This window comes from Paraburkholderia sp. A1RI-2L, from assembly GCF_048957375.1.
In the GTDB taxonomy this organism is placed as follows: domain Bacteria; phylum Pseudomonadota; class Gammaproteobacteria; order Burkholderiales; family Burkholderiaceae; genus Paraburkholderia.
Window position 1 is genome coordinate 487,461 of record NZ_JARBTA010000001.1, and the last position, 15,118, is coordinate 502,578.

Annotated in this window: 14 protein-coding genes; 10 read left to right on the forward strand and 4 right to left on the reverse strand. The window is 64.2% G+C overall.

Annotated elements, in window-relative coordinates:
• Positions 1-77 precede the first annotated feature (77 nt).
• The 3 genes from PWP93_RS02285 (at position 78) to PWP93_RS02295 (ending at position 3,325) form a co-directional block, all read left to right on the forward strand.
• Complete coding sequence (locus PWP93_RS02285; protein WP_421044984.1) at positions 78-425, forward strand: ArsR/SmtB family transcription factor; 348 nt, start codon at positions 78-80, stop codon at positions 423-425.
• On the forward strand, positions 422-1,468 hold the full coding sequence (locus PWP93_RS02290; RefSeq protein WP_421043303.1) for a cation diffusion facilitator family transporter: 1,047 nt from the start codon (positions 422-424) through the stop codon (positions 1,466-1,468). Before PWP93_RS02285 ends, PWP93_RS02290 begins: the two co-directional genes overlap by 4 nt.
• A 114-nt stretch (positions 1,469-1,582) precedes the next feature.
• The gene (locus PWP93_RS02295) at positions 1,583-3,325 is read left to right on the forward strand and encodes an FAD-dependent monooxygenase (protein WP_421043304.1); all 1,743 of its coding nucleotides are present in this window, start codon (positions 1,583-1,585) and stop codon (positions 3,323-3,325) included.
• A 93-nt stretch (positions 3,326-3,418) separates the two neighbouring features.
• Here the strand turns inward: PWP93_RS02295 and PWP93_RS02300 are convergent, their stop codons facing one another.
• The 4 genes from PWP93_RS02300 to PWP93_RS02315 are packed head-to-tail and all read right to left on the reverse strand — an operon-like array spanning position 3,419 to position 8,717.
• Positions 3,419-3,676, reverse strand: coding sequence for a formate dehydrogenase subunit delta (locus tag PWP93_RS02300; RefSeq protein WP_421024462.1), 258 nt, complete (start codon positions 3,674-3,676; stop codon positions 3,419-3,421).
• A 4-nt stretch (positions 3,677-3,680) separates the two neighbouring features.
• Positions 3,681-6,617 (reverse strand): formate dehydrogenase subunit alpha, encoded by a 2,937-nt coding sequence (fdhF, locus tag PWP93_RS02305; protein WP_421043305.1) that lies wholly within the window; start codon positions 6,615-6,617, stop codon positions 3,681-3,683.
• Positions 6,618-6,633: 16 nt separating this feature from the next.
• On the reverse strand, positions 6,634-8,199 hold the full coding sequence (locus tag PWP93_RS02310; RefSeq protein WP_421043306.1) for a formate dehydrogenase beta subunit: 1,566 nt from the start codon (positions 8,197-8,199) through the stop codon (positions 6,634-6,636).
• The gene (locus PWP93_RS02315) at positions 8,196-8,717 is read right to left on the reverse strand and encodes an NAD(P)H-dependent oxidoreductase subunit E (RefSeq protein WP_421043307.1); all 522 of its coding nucleotides are present in this window, start codon (positions 8,715-8,717) and stop codon (positions 8,196-8,198) included. The genes PWP93_RS02310 and PWP93_RS02315 overlap by 4 nt, the downstream gene beginning before the upstream one ends.
• 131 nt (positions 8,718-8,848) lie before the next feature.
• On the opposite strand from PWP93_RS02315, the gene PWP93_RS02320 reads away from it, so the two are divergent.
• The 7 genes from PWP93_RS02320 (at position 8,849) to PWP93_RS02350 (ending at position 15,110) form a co-directional block, all read left to right on the forward strand.
• Complete coding sequence (locus PWP93_RS02320; RefSeq protein WP_421043308.1) at positions 8,849-9,928, forward strand: substrate-binding domain-containing protein; 1,080 nt, start codon at positions 8,849-8,851, stop codon at positions 9,926-9,928.
• Positions 9,929-10,053: 125 nt separating this feature from the next.
• The gene (locus PWP93_RS02325; protein WP_421043309.1) at positions 10,054-10,320 is read left to right on the forward strand and encodes a hypothetical protein; all 267 of its coding nucleotides are present in this window, start codon (positions 10,054-10,056) and stop codon (positions 10,318-10,320) included.
• A gap of 431 nt (positions 10,321-10,751) precedes the next feature.
• On the forward strand, positions 10,752-11,060 hold the full coding sequence (locus tag PWP93_RS02330) for a helix-turn-helix transcriptional regulator (protein WP_421043310.1): 309 nt from the start codon (positions 10,752-10,754) through the stop codon (positions 11,058-11,060).
• Between the two features lie 135 nt (positions 11,061-11,195).
• Entirely contained in the window at positions 11,196-11,642 is a 447-nt protein-coding gene (locus PWP93_RS02335; RefSeq protein ID WP_421043311.1) for a hypothetical protein, read from the forward strand.
• A gap of 125 nt (positions 11,643-11,767) precedes the next feature.
• On the forward strand, positions 11,768-13,333 hold the full coding sequence (locus tag PWP93_RS02340; protein WP_421044985.1) for a recombinase family protein: 1,566 nt from the start codon (positions 11,768-11,770) through the stop codon (positions 13,331-13,333).
• The gene (locus tag PWP93_RS02345; protein WP_421043312.1) at positions 13,330-14,232 is read left to right on the forward strand and encodes a plasmid partitioning protein RepB C-terminal domain-containing protein; all 903 of its coding nucleotides are present in this window, start codon (positions 13,330-13,332) and stop codon (positions 14,230-14,232) included. The genes PWP93_RS02340 and PWP93_RS02345 overlap by 4 nt, the downstream gene beginning before the upstream one ends.
• Positions 14,229-15,110, forward strand: coding sequence for a plasmid partitioning protein RepB C-terminal domain-containing protein (locus tag PWP93_RS02350; RefSeq protein WP_421043313.1), 882 nt, complete (start codon positions 14,229-14,231; stop codon positions 15,108-15,110). The genes PWP93_RS02345 and PWP93_RS02350 overlap by 4 nt, the downstream gene beginning before the upstream one ends.
• Positions 15,111-15,118: the final 8 nt, after the last annotated feature.

The following is a 15,118-nucleotide window of genomic DNA, read 5'->3' on the forward strand; positions in this document are numbered from 1 at the left end:
GGGTGCTCCCCGAACCTCGCGTGCGCGGCCTTCCAGCGCGGCTTGACCTGTTGCCGTACCGCAACTAACATTTGAACATCTGTTCATATGTTTGGGTCGTCGCCGTGTTGTCGTATCCCGAAGACGAGCGCGTCGCGCCGCTCGCCGACCTGTTCCGCCTGCTCGGCGATCCCACCCGCCTGCGCATCGTGCTGGCCTGCGTGCAGAGCCGTCGCGCGGTGGGCGCGCTTGCCGATGCGCTGGGTTTGTCGTCGTCGCTCGTGAGCCATCATCTGCGCCTGCTGCGCGCCGCGCGCATCGTGCGGGCCGAGCGCGAAGGCAAACAGGTGTTTTACGCCGGCGCTGACGCGCATATCAGCGCGATGCTCGCGGGGATGCTGGAGCACGTGGCCGAGCCGGTCTCCACCTGGCAGGAGCTCACGTGACGCGCGCGGATTCCGGGCATGCAGGCGAGGGCGCCGCGCCACGGCATGGGCATGGCGCTCACGACCACGGCTACGACCATCCCGGTCACGTACACGCCGACCACGCCGACCACCACGACCACGGCGCACACGGCCACCATCATCACCATCACGCGCCGGCCTCGGGCCATGGCCGTGCGTTCGCGTTGGCTGTCGCGCTGAACATCGTGATCGTGGTGGCGCAGACGGTGTATGGCGTGATCGCACATTCCACCGCGCTGCTCGCCGACGCCGGCCACAACTTCTCCGACGTTCTCGGCCTGCTGCTCGCCTGGGGCGCCGCATGGCTCGCCACGCGCCGGCCTTCGGCGCGCTATACGTTCGGCTTCGGCAGTTCGTCGATCCTTGCTTCGCTCGCGAACGCGGCGCTGCTGCTCGTCGCCTGCGGTGCGATTCTTGCCGAGGCGATCGGCCGTCTGCTGTATCCCGCGCCCGTGGCCGGACTCGACGTGTTCATCGTCGCCACGCTTGGCCTGGTGATCAACGGCTTCTCGGCGTGGCTCTTCATGCGCGGCCAGAAGGACGATCTCAACATTCGCGGCGCCTTCCTGCACATGGCCGCCGACGCGGGCGTCTCGGCGGCGGTTGCCGTGAGCGGCCTCGTGATCCTGGCGACGGGCTGGAGCTGGGTCGATCCGGCGATGAGCATCGTCGTCGTGCTCGTGATCGTGCACGGCACTTGGGGGCTGTTGCGCGAGTCGGTGCGGCTTGCGCTCGCAGCGGTGCCCGAAGGTGTCGATATCGAGCGCATCCGCGGCTTTCTTGCTCAGCAGCAGGGCGTGACCGATGTGCACGATCTGCACGTCTGGGCGCTCTCCACCACGGGTAACGCGCTTTCCGCGCATCTCGTGATGCCGGCCGGCCATCCCGGCGATGCCGTGCTCGACGGTATCGTGAGCGCGCTCGGTACGCAATTCCGCGTGAAGCATGTGACCTTGCAGGTGGATTTGGGCACGAGCGCGCATCGCTGCTCGCTCGACGGCGCGCCGCATCTTCATCCCTGAGTCATTCCTGAGCGCGCGCGAGCGCTGCCGGGACTCCGCTGGCCGCATCGGGGCGCTCAACGGGGCCAGGAGCGGGCGTACACTACGTCTCATGTCGATCGCATGGAGGTCTGCATGACCGTGGCTTTTTCCCAGCCGTCCGTGCTCATCGTCGGCGCGGGGCCGACCGGTCTCGCCGCCGCCTTGAGTCTTGCCCGCGCGCGCATTCCGGTCCGCCTGATCGATCGCGCGCGAGAGCCCGGGCGTCACACGCGCGCGATTGGCATTCAGGCGCGCACGCTCGAACTCTTCGAGCAGCATCGGATTATCGAGCCCTTTCTCGAGCGTGGTCATCGCGCGCACGTCGCCAATCTCTATTCGAACGGCCAGCGCCGCGCGCGCCTCGACTTCGATCCATTGTTCACGCGCTATCCGTACTTGCTGTTCATCGATCAGAGCGAGACCGAGCGCATTCTCGCGGCGCAGCTCGCGACGCTTGGCGTCGAGGTCGAGCGCGGCGTCGAGCTGATCGAATTCAATCAAGGTTCCGCCAGCGTGAGCGCCGATGTGCGTCTTGCCAACGGCCGCACCGAAGCGTTGCGCTGCGCCTGGATGATCGCCGCCGATGGCGCGCACAGCACGGTGCGTCACCACCTGGGCATGAAGTTCGATGGCGAGTCGAGCGAGCAATCGTTCTTGCTCGCCGATATCGCCGCGAGCACGCCGTGGCCCGAAGACGAGTTCCACGTGTTCGCATCGGGCGACGGGCTTGCCGCGATCTTTCCGTATGGGCGCGGGCGCTATCGTCTGATGGCCGATCACAAGGCGATGCTGCCGGCCCCGCCCGAAGGCGCGCCGCCCGTGCCGACGCTTGAAGAATGCCGCTCGATCGTCGAGCGCCGCATCCACCATCTCGTCTCGGTCGCCGACATGACCTGGGCGTCGTATTTTCACGTGAATAGCCGCATGGTGCGCTTTCTGCGCGCGGAGCGCGTCTTTCTCGCCGGAGATGCCGCGCACGTGCACAGCCCCGCAGGCGCGCAGGGCATGAACACGGGCATTCAGGAGGCGTTCAATCTGGGCTGGAAGCTCGCGCGCGCATTGGGCGGCGCGCCGGACCGGCTGCTCGATACGTACCACGCCGAGCGTTATCCGATCGAGCGCATCGTGCTGCGGCAGACGAGCTTCATGACGCAACTGGTCGAAGCCGATCACGGACCGCTCAAACTATTGCGCGAGCGCGTGATGCCGGCGCTGGTCGCGCTCGGTCCGCTGCGCGATGCGGCGCGCGAGGCGTTGAGCGAGTTGTCGATCCAATACCGGCGTAGCGCGCTCACGCTCGAGCGCGTGCTCGACGGCGGACCGCGCGCGGGCGAGCGCGCGCCCGACGCCCTCGTGCGGGTGGTCGACGGGCCGCTTGGCAAGGCGCCAGGCAAGGGCCGCATCTTCGATCTGCACGATCCGGCGAGCTTCTCGCTGTTCCTGCTGGTGGACGACGACGCGGTGCGCGCCGTGGAAGCCGCCGAACATGCGCAGCCGGATGGCACGGCGAGCGTCGCGAGCGTTCTGGGCGCGACCGGCACAGCAAACGCGGTTGCCGCGCTCAGGCCGTTTGCCGAGGCGGTCGAACGGGTGTTGCCGCAGGCGGTGCGGGTCTGGTGGGTGGCGGATCTGCCGGACAGCGAGGCGCCGTTGGCGGGCGAGGGCGCGCCCTCGCTCAGCGATGCCTATGGGCGCACGCGGCCTGCGTTCTATTTCGTGAGACCGGATGGCTACATCTGCGCGCGCGGCCGAACGGGATCGGACCTGCACGGCTTGCTGCGCCATTGCGAGACGTGGTTTACGCCTGCGTCCGCGCCCCGGCCCGCGGCGCAGTAGGTCGATTGCGTTGAGGCAGGGCAGTGCTCGTGCGAAGCGGGGCGAAGGCGCACGGTGTGCGCGCTTCGCCCCGCTCTTCATACAGCGCTGCGATCAAGCCGCCGCTGCGGGCGTGAGCGAGTCGCGATGCCGCGTGAGCGCGGCGGCCACGATCTCGGTGAAGCCGGCTTCCCGGGCCCCCGCATCGGCGGCCGTGCCGTCGAGCGCCGCCAGCAGCGTGCGGCGCATGCGCGGCTCCCAGAACTTGCGGATGTGCTCGGCGATGCCCGTGAGCGCTTCATCGCGATCGGGCAGCGAGTCGAAGAAACTGCCGATCTGGTTCGCCATTTCGATCAGGTGGTCTGCTTTCATCGCCTTATTTCCCTGAAGTGGCCAGCGGTTCGCGCTTGCTCAGCAACTCGAGCTGGGTCGTGTTGAAGCGCGAGTACTCGCGCTGCCATTCCGACGGCTGCTGCACGTGGCTCACCTGCACGGCGGTCACCTTGTACTCGGGACAGTTCGTGGCCCAGTCCGAGGCGTCCGTGGTGATCACGTTCGCGCCCGATTCGGGGAAGTGGAAAGTCGTGTAGACCACACCCGGCTGCATGCGCGTGCTTACCTTCGCGCGCAGCACGGTATGCCCCGCGCGCGATTCGATGCCCACCCAGTCGCCGTCGCGAATGCCGCGGTCGTCGGCATCGACCGGATGAATCTCCAGCCGGTCCTCCTCGTGCCAGCGCGAGTTCTCGGTACGGCGCGTCTGCGCGCCCACGTTGTACTGCGAGAGGATGCGGCCCGTCGTGAGCAGCAGCGGGAAGCGCCGCGTGACCTTTTCCGGCGAGGCGATGAACTTCGTGATCACGAACTTGCCCTTGCCGCGCACGAACTCTTCGATGTGCATGATCGGCGTGCCTTCGGGCGCTTCTTCATTGCAGGGCCACTGGATGCTGCCCATTTCGTCGAGCTTCTTGTACGAGACGCCGTGGAAGGTCGGCGTGAGACGCGCGATCTCGTCCATGATCTGCGCCGGGTGCGTGTAGTCCATCTCGTAGCCGAGTGCGCGGGAGAGCAGGATCGTCACTTCCCAGTCCGCGTAGCCGGCCACCGGCGGCATCACCTTGCGCACGCGCGAGATGCGGCGCTCGGCGTTGGTGAAGGTGCCGTCCTTTTCGAGGAACGACGAGCCCGGCAGCAGCACGTGCGCGTATTTTGCGGTTTCGTTCAGGAAGATGTCCTGCACGACGATGCATTCCATCGACGACAGCGCCGCCGCCACGTGCTGGGTGTTCGGATCCGACTGGACGATGTCCTCGCCCTGGCAGTAGAGGCCCATGAAGGTGCCGTCCATCGCCGCGTCGAACATGTTCGGAATGCGCAGGCCCGGCTCGCTTTGCAGCGCGACGTTCCAGGCGCTCTCGAACTCGTTGCGCACTACCGTGTCGCTCACGTGGCGGTAGCCCGGCAGCTCGTGCGGGAACGAACCCATGTCGCACGAACCCTGCACGTTGTTCTGGCCGCGCAGCGGATTCACGCCCACCCCTTCGCGGCCGATGTTGCCCGTCGCCATCGCGAGGTTCGCGATGCCCATCACCATGGTCGAGCCCTGCGCATGTTCGGTCACGCCGAGGCCGTAGTAGATCGCAGAGTTGCCTTTGCGTGCGTAGAGGCGGGCGGCGGCGCGCACTTGCTCGGCCGGCACGCCGGTGACTTCGGCCACGGCTTCCGGCGAGTTCTCGGGCAGCGCGACGAAATCGCGCCACTGCTCGAACGCGCGCGTCTCGCAGCGCTCGGCCACGAACGCCTCGTCCACGAGGCCTTCGGTGACGATCACGTGCGCGAGCGCATTGACGATCGCGACATTGGTGCCCGGGCGCAGTTGCAGATGATGCTCGGCCCTCACGTGCGCGGTATCGACGATGTCGATCTGGCGCGGATCGACGACGATCAGCTTCGCGCCCTGGCGCACGCGGCGCTTCAGGCGTGAGCCGAACACCGGGTGGCCGTCGGTCGGGTTCGCGCCGATCACCATGATCACGTCCGAGTAATCGACCGACGCGAAAGTCTGCGTGCCCGCCGACTCGCCAAGCGTGGTCTTCAGGCCGTAGCCGGTGGGCGAGTGGCACACGCGTGCGCAGGTGTCGACGTTGTTGTTGCCGAACGCGGCGCGCACGAGTTTCTGCACGAGATAGGTTTCTTCATTCGTGCAGCGCGACGACGTGATGCCGCCGATCGAATCGCGCCCGTACTTGTCCTGGATGCGGCGGAACTCGCTCGCGGCGTATTTGATCGCTTCGTCCCAGCTCACTTCGCGCCACGGATCGGTGATCTTCGCGCGAATCATCGGCTTCTTGATGCGGTCCTTGTGGGTGGCATAGCCCCACGCGAAGCGGCCCTTCACGCAGGCGTGGCCTTCGTTCGCCTGGCCGTTCTTGTGCGGCACCATGCGCACCACTTCGTTGCCCTTCATTTCGGCCTTGAACGAGCAGCCCACGCCGCAATACGCGCAGGTCGTCACGACCGAGTGCTCGGCCTGGCCGAGCATGACGATCGACTTCTCCTGCAGCGTCGCGGTCGGGCAGGCGGCCACGCAGGCGCCGCACGAAACGCACTCCGAATCCATGAACGATTCGCTCGCACCCGCGGCGACGCGCGATTCGAAGCCGCGTCCGGAAATGGTCAGCGCGAACGTGCCCTGGGTTTCTTCGCACGCACGCACGCAGCGATTGCAGACGATGCACTTCGACGGATCGTAGGTGAAGTACGGATTCGATTCGTCCTTCTTGTCCTTGAGGTGGTTCGCGCCGTCAAAGCCGTAGCGCACTTCGCGCAGGCCCGTGACGCCCGCCATGTCCTGCAGTTCGCAATTGCCGTTGGCGGGGCAGGTGAGACAGTCGAGCGGGTGATCGGAGATGTAAAGCTCCATCACGTTGCGGCGCAGCTTGTGCAGCGGGTCGCTTTGCGTGCGCACCTTCATGCCGGCTTCCACCGGTGTCGTGCACGAAGCGGGATAGCCGCGCCGGCCTTCGATTTCGACGAGGCACAGGCGGCACGAGCCGAACGGTTCGAGCGAGTCGGTAGCGCACAGCTTGGGCACGTTGATGCCCGCTTCTACCGCGGCGCGCATGACGGAGGTGCCTGCGGGCACCGTCACGGACTGGCCGTCGATTTCGAGCGTGACGTCCACATCGGCGTGGCGCAGCGGCGTGCCGAAATCGGTGTCGTCGAAGGGCGAGCGTTGCTTCATCGCTGCCGATTTGCAGGCGCAGTTGCCGGAGCCGCAGCCGCCGGCTTGGGGCATGAGCGTGTCGGACATGGTGGTGGCTCCTCGTTCAGGCGGCCGCCGCGCTGGCGGCTGGCTGGACAGGTTCAAGACCGAAATCTTCGGGGAAAAAGTTGAGCGCGGAAATCACGGGGTAGGGCGTCATGCCGCCCATCGCGCAAAGCGACCCGGACACCATCGTGTCGCACAGATCGCGCAGCAGCGTGACTTGCTTCCCGGAGGTGTCGCCATTGCGGATCTTCGCGATTACCTCGACGCCGCGCGTCGAGCCGATGCGGCACGGCGTGCACTTTCCGCACGATTCGAGCGCGCAGAACTCCATCGCGTACTGGGCGAGCCCAGCGAGGTTGGCGGTGTCGTCGTGCACGACGAGCCCGCCGTGACCGACCACCGCGCCAACTGCCGCATACGCTTCGTAGTCCATGGGAATATCCCATTGGCTCTCGGGCAAATAGGTGCCGAGCGGGCCGCCCACCTGCACGGCGCGCGCGGGGCGGCCGCTGGCGGTGCCGCCGCCGTAGTCAACCATCAGCTCGCGCAGCGTCACGCCGAACGCGAGCTCCACGAGCCCGCCGCGCGCGATATTGCCCGCGAGCTGGAACGGCAGGGTGCCGCGCGAGCGGCCCATGCCGAAGTCCTTGTAGTACGCCGCGCCCTTCGCGAAGATGATCGGCACCGTGGCGAGCGTGATGACGTTGTTGATGACCGTCGGCTTGCCGTGGAGGCCGGCGAGCGCGGGCAGCGGCGGCTTCGCGCGCACGATGCCGCGCTTGCCTTCGAGCGATTCGAGCAGCGCGGTTTCCTCGCCGCAGACGTAGGCGCCAGCGCCCTTCGCGACGAACAGGTCGAAGCGCTTGCCGCTGCCGAGCACGTCGTCGCCGAGCCAGCCCTTGGCGCGTGCGCGGGCGATCGCTTCTTCGAGCGCGGCGATCGAATGCGGATACTCGCTGCGCACGTAGATATGGCCGACGGTGGCGCCCACGGCGATCCCGGCGATCGTCATGCCTTCGATCAGCACGTACGGGTCGCTTTCCATCACGAGGCGGTCGGAGAACGTGCCCGAGTCGCCTTCGTCTGCATTGCAGACGATGTACTTCTGGTCCGCCTGGGCCTGGGCGACGGTGCGCCACTTGATGCCGGCGGGGAATGCCGCGCCGCCACGTCCGCGCAGACCCGATTCGATCAGTGCTGCGCAGACGTCGGCGCCGCTCATCGTGAGCGCCTGGCGCAGGCCTTCGAGCCCGCCATGCGCGACGTAATCGTCAGTCGAGAGCGGATCGGTGATGCCGATGCGGGCGAAGGTGAGGCGCTGCTGCTTGCGCAGATACGGAATCTGCTCGACGAGGCCGACCGAGCGCGCATGTTGCGCGCCTTGCAGGAAGCCCGCGTCGAAGAGGCTTGCGACGTCGTCTTCTTCGACGTTCGCATAGCCGACGCGCCCATCGGGCGTTTCGACCTCGACGAGCGGTTCGAGATACAGCAGGCCGCGCGAGCCGTTGCGCACGAGCTCGATGGCCGCGCCGCGTGCAGCGGCTTCGCGCTGGATGGCGGCGGCGATCTCATCGGCGCCGAGCGCGAGCGCCGACGAATCGCGGGGAACATAGATGCGCGTCATACGGCCTCCTCGGTATGGGCGACGGCGGCCACCGCTTTTGCCAGCAACGCGTCGAACTTCTGCGGGGTCACGCGTGCATGCAGCGTGCCGTTGATCATCATGGCGGGCGAGAGCGCGCACTGGCCGAGGCAGTAGACCGACTCCAATTCCACTTCGCCGGCGGGCGTATGGTCGTGCGCGTGATCGCTGGTGTGGCCGTGCTGCTTGAAGCGGCAGCCGGTATGCGACTCGGCGTGCTGCGCGAGCGCTTCGCTGCCCATGCTGCGGCATGCCTCGGCACGACACAGCTGCACAACCACGGGCGCGGGCGGCGCGGTGCGGAAGTGGTGGTAATAGGTGATGACGCCGTGCACTTCGGCGCGCGAAAGGTTCAGCACCTTCGCGAGCGGGGCGACCGTGGCGGACGGCACGAAGCCGGCTTCGTCCTGGATCGCATGGAGAATTGCGAGCAGGGTGCGGCCCGGTTGGGCATGGCGCTGCACGAGGGCGTCGGGCGCGCTTGCGGTTGTCTCGTCCACTGTAGAGCTCCTGTGGAGGCATATATGCGCTTGCTATTCATAAAGTGCGCATCTATGCTGGGGTTGTTTTCTTGTATGGACGAACAATAGGCCCGTAAGAAGGGCGGCGCAATAGGAAATTGGATTTCATAATGATCAAGGTCGAATGTCAGGCGCAACTGGTAGTGCGCGACGTACAGGGCCGGGAGGCCAGTCTGACGGACGTGGTGCCGCTCCTCGCGCTTGTCGCTGAAGAGGGCAGCATTGCGCAGGCCGCGCAGCGTAAGGGTTTGTCCTATCGTCACGCGTGGGGACTGCTGCGCGATCTGGAGGAGCGCCTGGGCGGTGCGCTGATCGCCAAGGCGCGCGGGCGCGGCTCCGTGCTTTCGGAACTGGGCGAAGCGGTGCTGCGCTCGCAGCGTCTGTGCACGGAGCGCCTGTCCGGCAACCTTCAGGCGCTCGCGAGCGAAGTGGCGAGCGATCTGAACCGCTGGCTCGCGCCCGACGCGCAGGACCTGCGTATCCACGCCTCGCATGGCTACGCGGTGGCGGCGCTGGTCACGGCGCTCGTCGCCGACCAGGTGCCCGTGGAGATCAAATATCGCGACAGCGCCGACGCCATCACGGCGCTCGCGCGCGGCGAATGCGATCTGGCCGGCTTTCATCTTCCGCGCAGCGATTTTCGCGAAGCCTGCGCCGACGCCTACCGCAACTGGCTCGATCCGCAGCGCCATGTGCTGATCCACCTCACGCGCCGCAAGCAGGGCCTCTTCGTCGGTCGCGGCAACCCGCGCGGCATCGCCGGCCTCGCCGACCTGTCGCGTGGCGACATTCGCTTCGTGAACCGGCAGCCGGGCTCGGGCACGCGTTTGTTGATCGATCTGCTGCTCACGCGCGTGGGCGTCGACCCGGAGCGCGTGAACGGCTATGCGTCAGCGGAACTCACCCATTCGGCGATTGCGGCGTTTGTCGCGAGCGGCATGGCCGACGTGGGTTTCGGCGTGGAGCCGGCGGCGCACCACTTCGGCCTCGATTTCATCCCGATCGCCGACGAAGACTACTATTTCGCGTGCGAGCGCGCCCAACTGGAGCGTGAGCCATTGGCGAGCGTGCTGCAGTTGTTGCGCAGCGCGCCGTTTCGCCAGTCCGTGGCGCAGCTGGAGGGCTACGATCCGGGAGAATGTGGAGCGATCGTGCCGCTTGGGGTGGGCTGGTCGGGGCGGGTTTTGTAATACGAAGCAACATCGCGGTCGATTGGCGCTGCAGAGTCCGCCGCTTTTTGTGATACTTTGGACCGCTATTGCACCACTGTTTTTAACGCGCCGTTTTTGATGCGCTTTGTCCGTACTGATCGACCATGAAATTCCTGCTTAATGTTTGTATCGCTGCCGCAGCAGCGGGAGCGCTACTTGCAACCGCCGATATCGCTTTCGCGCAGAATTCGCCAGGCGTGCCGGGCGGCATCCTATCTGACGGATTCAAGCTCAACGAGCATCCGCAAATGCCGTTCGCGGCATCGGCACCTTCGGACAAGTATCAGCACGGCAAGCCGTCGGCGGCGCGCAGAAAGGGCGATATGGGTGACCCGAGCGGCTGTAACCTGCAGTGCCCTCAGGATAATTAAGCGGCGGGATGGCTGGCGGCGCGAAGGCGCCGCAACGGCGGCTGCCGTAGCCACTGCCGCGCCGTTAAAAAGCGGGCGTTGGAAACAAAAACTCGCGAAGCTGTTGGGCTGCCGCGAGTTTTTGTTTGATATCTGGTGGTGGGGTCGCACCCTGCCATGAACTGCCGGGCGACGCGCACCAAACCGAACTTCCGGCAAGTTGCCAAGTGCTGCGAACTGTCTCTAAAAGTGGGGTTGACACGTCAAATCCACGAGTCACGAAATGTGCCATCGTCTGGACCGACGCGCTGGGAACGGTGCTTTAGATCCGCATCGGGAGCCAGTTCGATTCCGAAGTGGGGAATCGAACCGATGTCCTTAATCCAGACTTGGCTTGCGAACGAAAGTGCGCCTTCATGGACTCCCGCCAACACATTCGAAGGGAGTCCAAGATGGAAGTCGTTCACCTTAATCAAAAGCAGCTCGCGGCCCGTTGGGGCGTCGCCGAAGCCACTCTCGAACGCTGGCGCTCGGAGGGGGACGGACCGAAATACCTGAAACTGCGCGGCCGGGTAGCGTACCGCCTCGTGGACGTCGAAAGCTTCGAGGAGTCATGTCTCATGACACCGACGCCGAATAAAGCAAAAACTCCTGCGCCTGGCACTTCGGCGGGGCAGCCTTTGCCCGTTCGCAAGGTCGAGGCGGCGGCACCGAGTGGGCATGTACCACGCTGGTACAAAGTCGTTCGGGCACAGGACTGAGCCCGGCGCCCGGTGGCAGAGAATTCGAGTGCACTCGTGCTAACTGGCGGCGAGGGTATCTCGGACTCCAATCTCGGCAAGTAAGCCATCACTGTGGACAATTCCCCCGATTGCGTTCCGCTCGGGGGATTCTCGATGGCACACAAACTTTGCGCCTGCTGTGGCGATTTGTTCGAGCCGCGTCCGCAGACGCCCCATCAAGCCTACTGCTCGTCGCCCGCTTGCCAGCGCGCCCGCAAGCGTCAGTGGCAGCGCGAGAAACTCCGTACCGACTCCGACTACCGTGACAACCAGCGTGATGCGCAGCGCGCGTGGTTGAGCCGTAACCCGGATTACTGGCGTCAGTACCGGCGTGACTATTCGGATTATGTGACCAGCGGCCGCGCCCGGCAACGGAGCCAGCCATCCGCGGCCTTTGCCAGCGTTGTCAAGATGGACGTGTGCATCGCGCCGTCCGGCATGTACCGGATCACGCCAGTTTCTCCGCCAACAGGAGCTTCGACGGATTCCTGGCTAGTCGAAATCACGCCAGTGTGTGAAACATGTCCGCGCAAGATGGACGTGTGCAAAGAGAGGACGTGATCGACACAAAAAAGCTCGCCACTTACCGTTTCCCGGAGACCGTGACGGGGCTGGATCGCCTGTCACGCCGGCCCCCGGCGGGATGTCCGGGAACAGCAACCCCCTCGATCAGGCGACCGGTCACCATGTGGCAGGAAAATCCCCCCGATGAAGCTTCGCGGCCGACGGTTATCTACCGGGCAGCGGAATATGTCCGGATGTCCACCGAGCACCAGCAATACTCGACAGAGAATCAGGCGGATAAGATCCGGGAATACGCCGAGCTTCGCGGCATCCAGATCGTCCGGACCTACGCCGATGAAGGCAAAAGCGGCCTGAGCATTGACGGACGACAGGCTTTGCAGCGGCTGATCCGCGATGTTGAGTCCGGTAATGCTGACTTCGAGATGATTCTCGTCTACGACGTCAGCCGATGGGGCCGGTTCCAGGATGCCGACGAGAGTGCTTATTACGAATATATTTGCCGGCGTGCAGGCATCCAGGTTACGTACTGTGCGGAGCAGTTCGAGAACGATGGTTCGCCGGTCTCGACGATCGTCAAAGGCGTCAAGCGCGCAATGGCCGGCGAATACAGCCGGGAACTGTCGGCCAAGGTGTTCGCAGGGCAGTGTCGGTTGATCGAGCTCGGGTATCGTCAGGGTGGTCCGGCCGGCTACGGCTTGAGGCGTGTGCTCGTCGACCAGACCGGCACGTTCAAGAGCGAACTGGCGCGTGGCGAGCACAAGAGCCTTCAGACCGATCGCGTGATCCTGATGCCGGGGCCCGAGCAGGAGGTCGCAACGGTTAACCAGATCTACCGATGGTTCGTCGACGACGGGCTCACCGAATCGGAAATCGCGCTGCGGCTGAACGCTGGATGTGTTCCCACGGATCTCGGGAGAGAGTGGACGAGGGCGACCGTGCGGCAGGTGCTCAGCAATGAGAAATACATTGGCAACAACATCTACAACCGGATCTCATTCAAGCTCAAGAAGCACCGCGTGGTCAACGAGCCGGAGATGTGGATCCGAAAGGACGGCGCGTTCGAGGCGATCGTTCCGCCCGACATTTTCTACACCGCGCAAGGCATCCTCCGGGCGAGATCGCACAGGTATAGCAACGAAGAATTGCTCGAGAAGCTGCGAAATCTGTTCAGGCAGCGCGGCGTCTTATCGGGGCTCATTATTGACGAGGCCGAGGGCATGCCGTCGACGGCAGCATACATCCACCGTTTTGGCAGCCTGTTGCGCGCCTATGAGGCGGTCGGATTCACGCCTGACCGCGACTACCGGTTCCTCGAGGTCAATCAGTTCCTACGCCGGCTGCATCCGGAAATCATCAGTCAGACCGAGCGCATGATCCTTGACCTGGGCGGCTCGGTCCAGCGGGATCTCGCTACCGACCTGCTCGATGTAAACCGTGAATTCACCGTGTCGATGGTGCTTGCGCGCTGCCTTGTTCTGGACAACGGCCGGCGGCGCTGGAAGGTGCGCTTCGATGCGAGCCTGTTGCCTGACATCACGGTCGCAGTTCGGCTCGACGAATCCAACGAGAACCCACTGGATTATTACTTACTGCCTCGCCTCGACTTCGGGCAGCCCGGAATATCGCTTGCCGATCACAACCGCATCGAGTACGAGAGCTACCGCTTCGAGAACCTGGACTACCTATATGGCATGGCCGAACGCTATCGCCTCCGGAGAGCCGCATGAACAAGGAACATTCCGCGATCGACCTCCAGATGATCCCGGTCGACCTGATCGACGTGCTCAATCCGCGCGAGCGCAATAGCAGGGTGTTCAATGAAATCGTCGCGAACATTCGGGCCGTTGGCTTGAAAAAACCAATCCGAGTGGCGCCACGCAACGGTCCGGGTGGGGCACGGCGCTACCTGCTGGTCTGCGGAGAGGGACGTCTCAAGGCATTCCAGGTGCTTGGTGAGTCGCACATTCCGGCGATTATCGAGGATGTGGACGACGAGCAGGCGTTCATCATGAGTCTGTCGGAGAACATCGCGCGCCGCCAGTATCAGCCGCTTGAGCTACTTTGTGGCATCGAACGCCTGCGAGATCTGGGATACGACAAGAAGGCTATTGCCGAAAAAACCGGCCTGAGCGTTGAATACATCCAGGGGATCCTGTACCTGCTCAAGAATGGCGAGGAGCGTCTGTTGGCTGCAGTCCAACGTGGGCGTATTCCGCTCAATGCCGCTATGACCATCGCGGGTGCCGGCAACGACGATAAGGCCATTCAAGCCGCGTTGCAAGACGCCTATGAGGCTGGAACATTGCGCGGCAGTCAGTTGATTCAGGCTCGGCGCGTTATTGAGCGGCGGCGGACGCAAGGCCGGTCACTCGCGCGGGGCGCCTCGCGCAAAAAAACCGAGGTGACGCCATCGAGCTTGGTGCGAAACTATCAGAATGAGGTCGAGCGTCAGCGACTGATGATCCGGAAGGCTGAAATGACCCAACAGCGGCTGCTATTCATCGTTGAAGCCTTGCGTCAGTTACTTGAAGATGAAAATTTCACCAATCTTCTGCGTGCAGAAGGTCTGGAGACGCTGCCGAAATATTTGGCTGAGCGGGTCTGGGAAGGGAGTCACGTCGTATGAGCCAGCCGCCCCTTGGATTTATTCCCGAGCCCGTCGTCGTCACTCTCGACCGGATCCTGCCATCGCGCAAAACGCCTGATGGCGTTCTCGAGTCGAAGAAATTCAAAACGATTGTGTCGTCGATCGAGGAGGTCGGCCTGATCGAACCGCTTACCATCAGCAAGCCGGATCCGAAAACAGGTCAGCATGTTTTGCTCGATGGGCATATCCGGATGCTCGCGCTCCGGCAACTCGAATTCGTCGATGCGCCGTGTTTCGTCGCAATCGATGACGAGAGCTACACCTATAACAATCGGATCAACCGCTTGTCCACGATCCAGGAGCACTTCATGATCCGGCGTGCGGTCGATCGGGGTGTAACGCCCGAGCGCCTGGCCCGTGCCCTGAGCGTTGACATCAGCCACATCATCAAGAAAATGCATCTGCTTGACGGGCTTTGCCAGGAGGCCGCCGAGTTGCTGAAGGACCAGCAGTTTTCGGCAAACCTCGGCGCCGTGCTGCGTAAGATGAAGCCAACGCGGCAGATCGAGGCTGTGGAGCTGATGCTCGCGGCAAACAATATTACGGTAGCGTATTGCCAGGCGCTGCTCGCGGCGACACCGCCGGAGATGCTTATAGGAGAGGCGAAAACGAAGAAGATGGCGGGCGTAACGGCCGATCAGATGGCTCGCATGGAACGCGAGATGGGCAACGTCCACGGCCAGTTCAAGCTGATCGAGCAAACGTACGGGCAGGACGTTCTCAACCTCGTACTCGCCAAGGGCTATATCGCCAAGCTCCTCGACAACGACGCCGTCGTTCGTTTTCTGACGAAGTATCAGCCGGACATGTTTGCCGAATTCGAGGACATCGTACGGACCGTGTCGCTAGAGAAGTAAATGAATGT

Bases quoted from the DNA above. Each gene is read 5' to 3' on its own strand.
- fdhF (WP_421043305.1), bottom strand. From the start codon at position 6,617: ATGTCCGACACGCTCATGCCCCAAGCCGGCGGCTGCGGCTCCGGCAAC.
- PWP93_RS02350 (WP_421043313.1), top strand. From the start codon at position 14,229: ATGAGCCAGCCGCCCCTTGGATTTATTCCCGAGCCCGTCGTCGTCACT.
- PWP93_RS02335 (WP_421043311.1), top strand. From the start codon at position 11,196: ATGGCACACAAACTTTGCGCCTGCTGTGGCGATTTGTTCGAGCCGCGT.
- PWP93_RS02310 (WP_421043306.1), bottom strand. From the start codon at position 8,199: ATGACGCGCATCTATGTTCCCCGCGATTCGTCGGCGCTCGCGCTCGGC.
- PWP93_RS02325 (WP_421043309.1), top strand. From the start codon at position 10,054: ATGAAATTCCTGCTTAATGTTTGTATCGCTGCCGCAGCAGCGGGAGCG.
- PWP93_RS02300 (WP_421024462.1), bottom strand. From the start codon at position 3,676: ATGAAAGCAGACCACCTGATCGAAATGGCGAACCAGATCGGCAGTTTC.
- PWP93_RS02295 (WP_421043304.1), top strand. From the start codon at position 1,583: ATGACCGTGGCTTTTTCCCAGCCGTCCGTGCTCATCGTCGGCGCGGGG.
- PWP93_RS02340 (WP_421044985.1), top strand. From the start codon at position 11,768: ATGTGGCAGGAAAATCCCCCCGATGAAGCTTCGCGGCCGACGGTTATC.
- PWP93_RS02345 (WP_421043312.1), top strand. From the start codon at position 13,330: ATGAACAAGGAACATTCCGCGATCGACCTCCAGATGATCCCGGTCGAC.
- PWP93_RS02330 (WP_421043310.1), top strand. From the start codon at position 10,752: ATGGAAGTCGTTCACCTTAATCAAAAGCAGCTCGCGGCCCGTTGGGGC.
- PWP93_RS02320 (WP_421043308.1), top strand. From the start codon at position 8,849: ATGATCAAGGTCGAATGTCAGGCGCAACTGGTAGTGCGCGACGTACAG.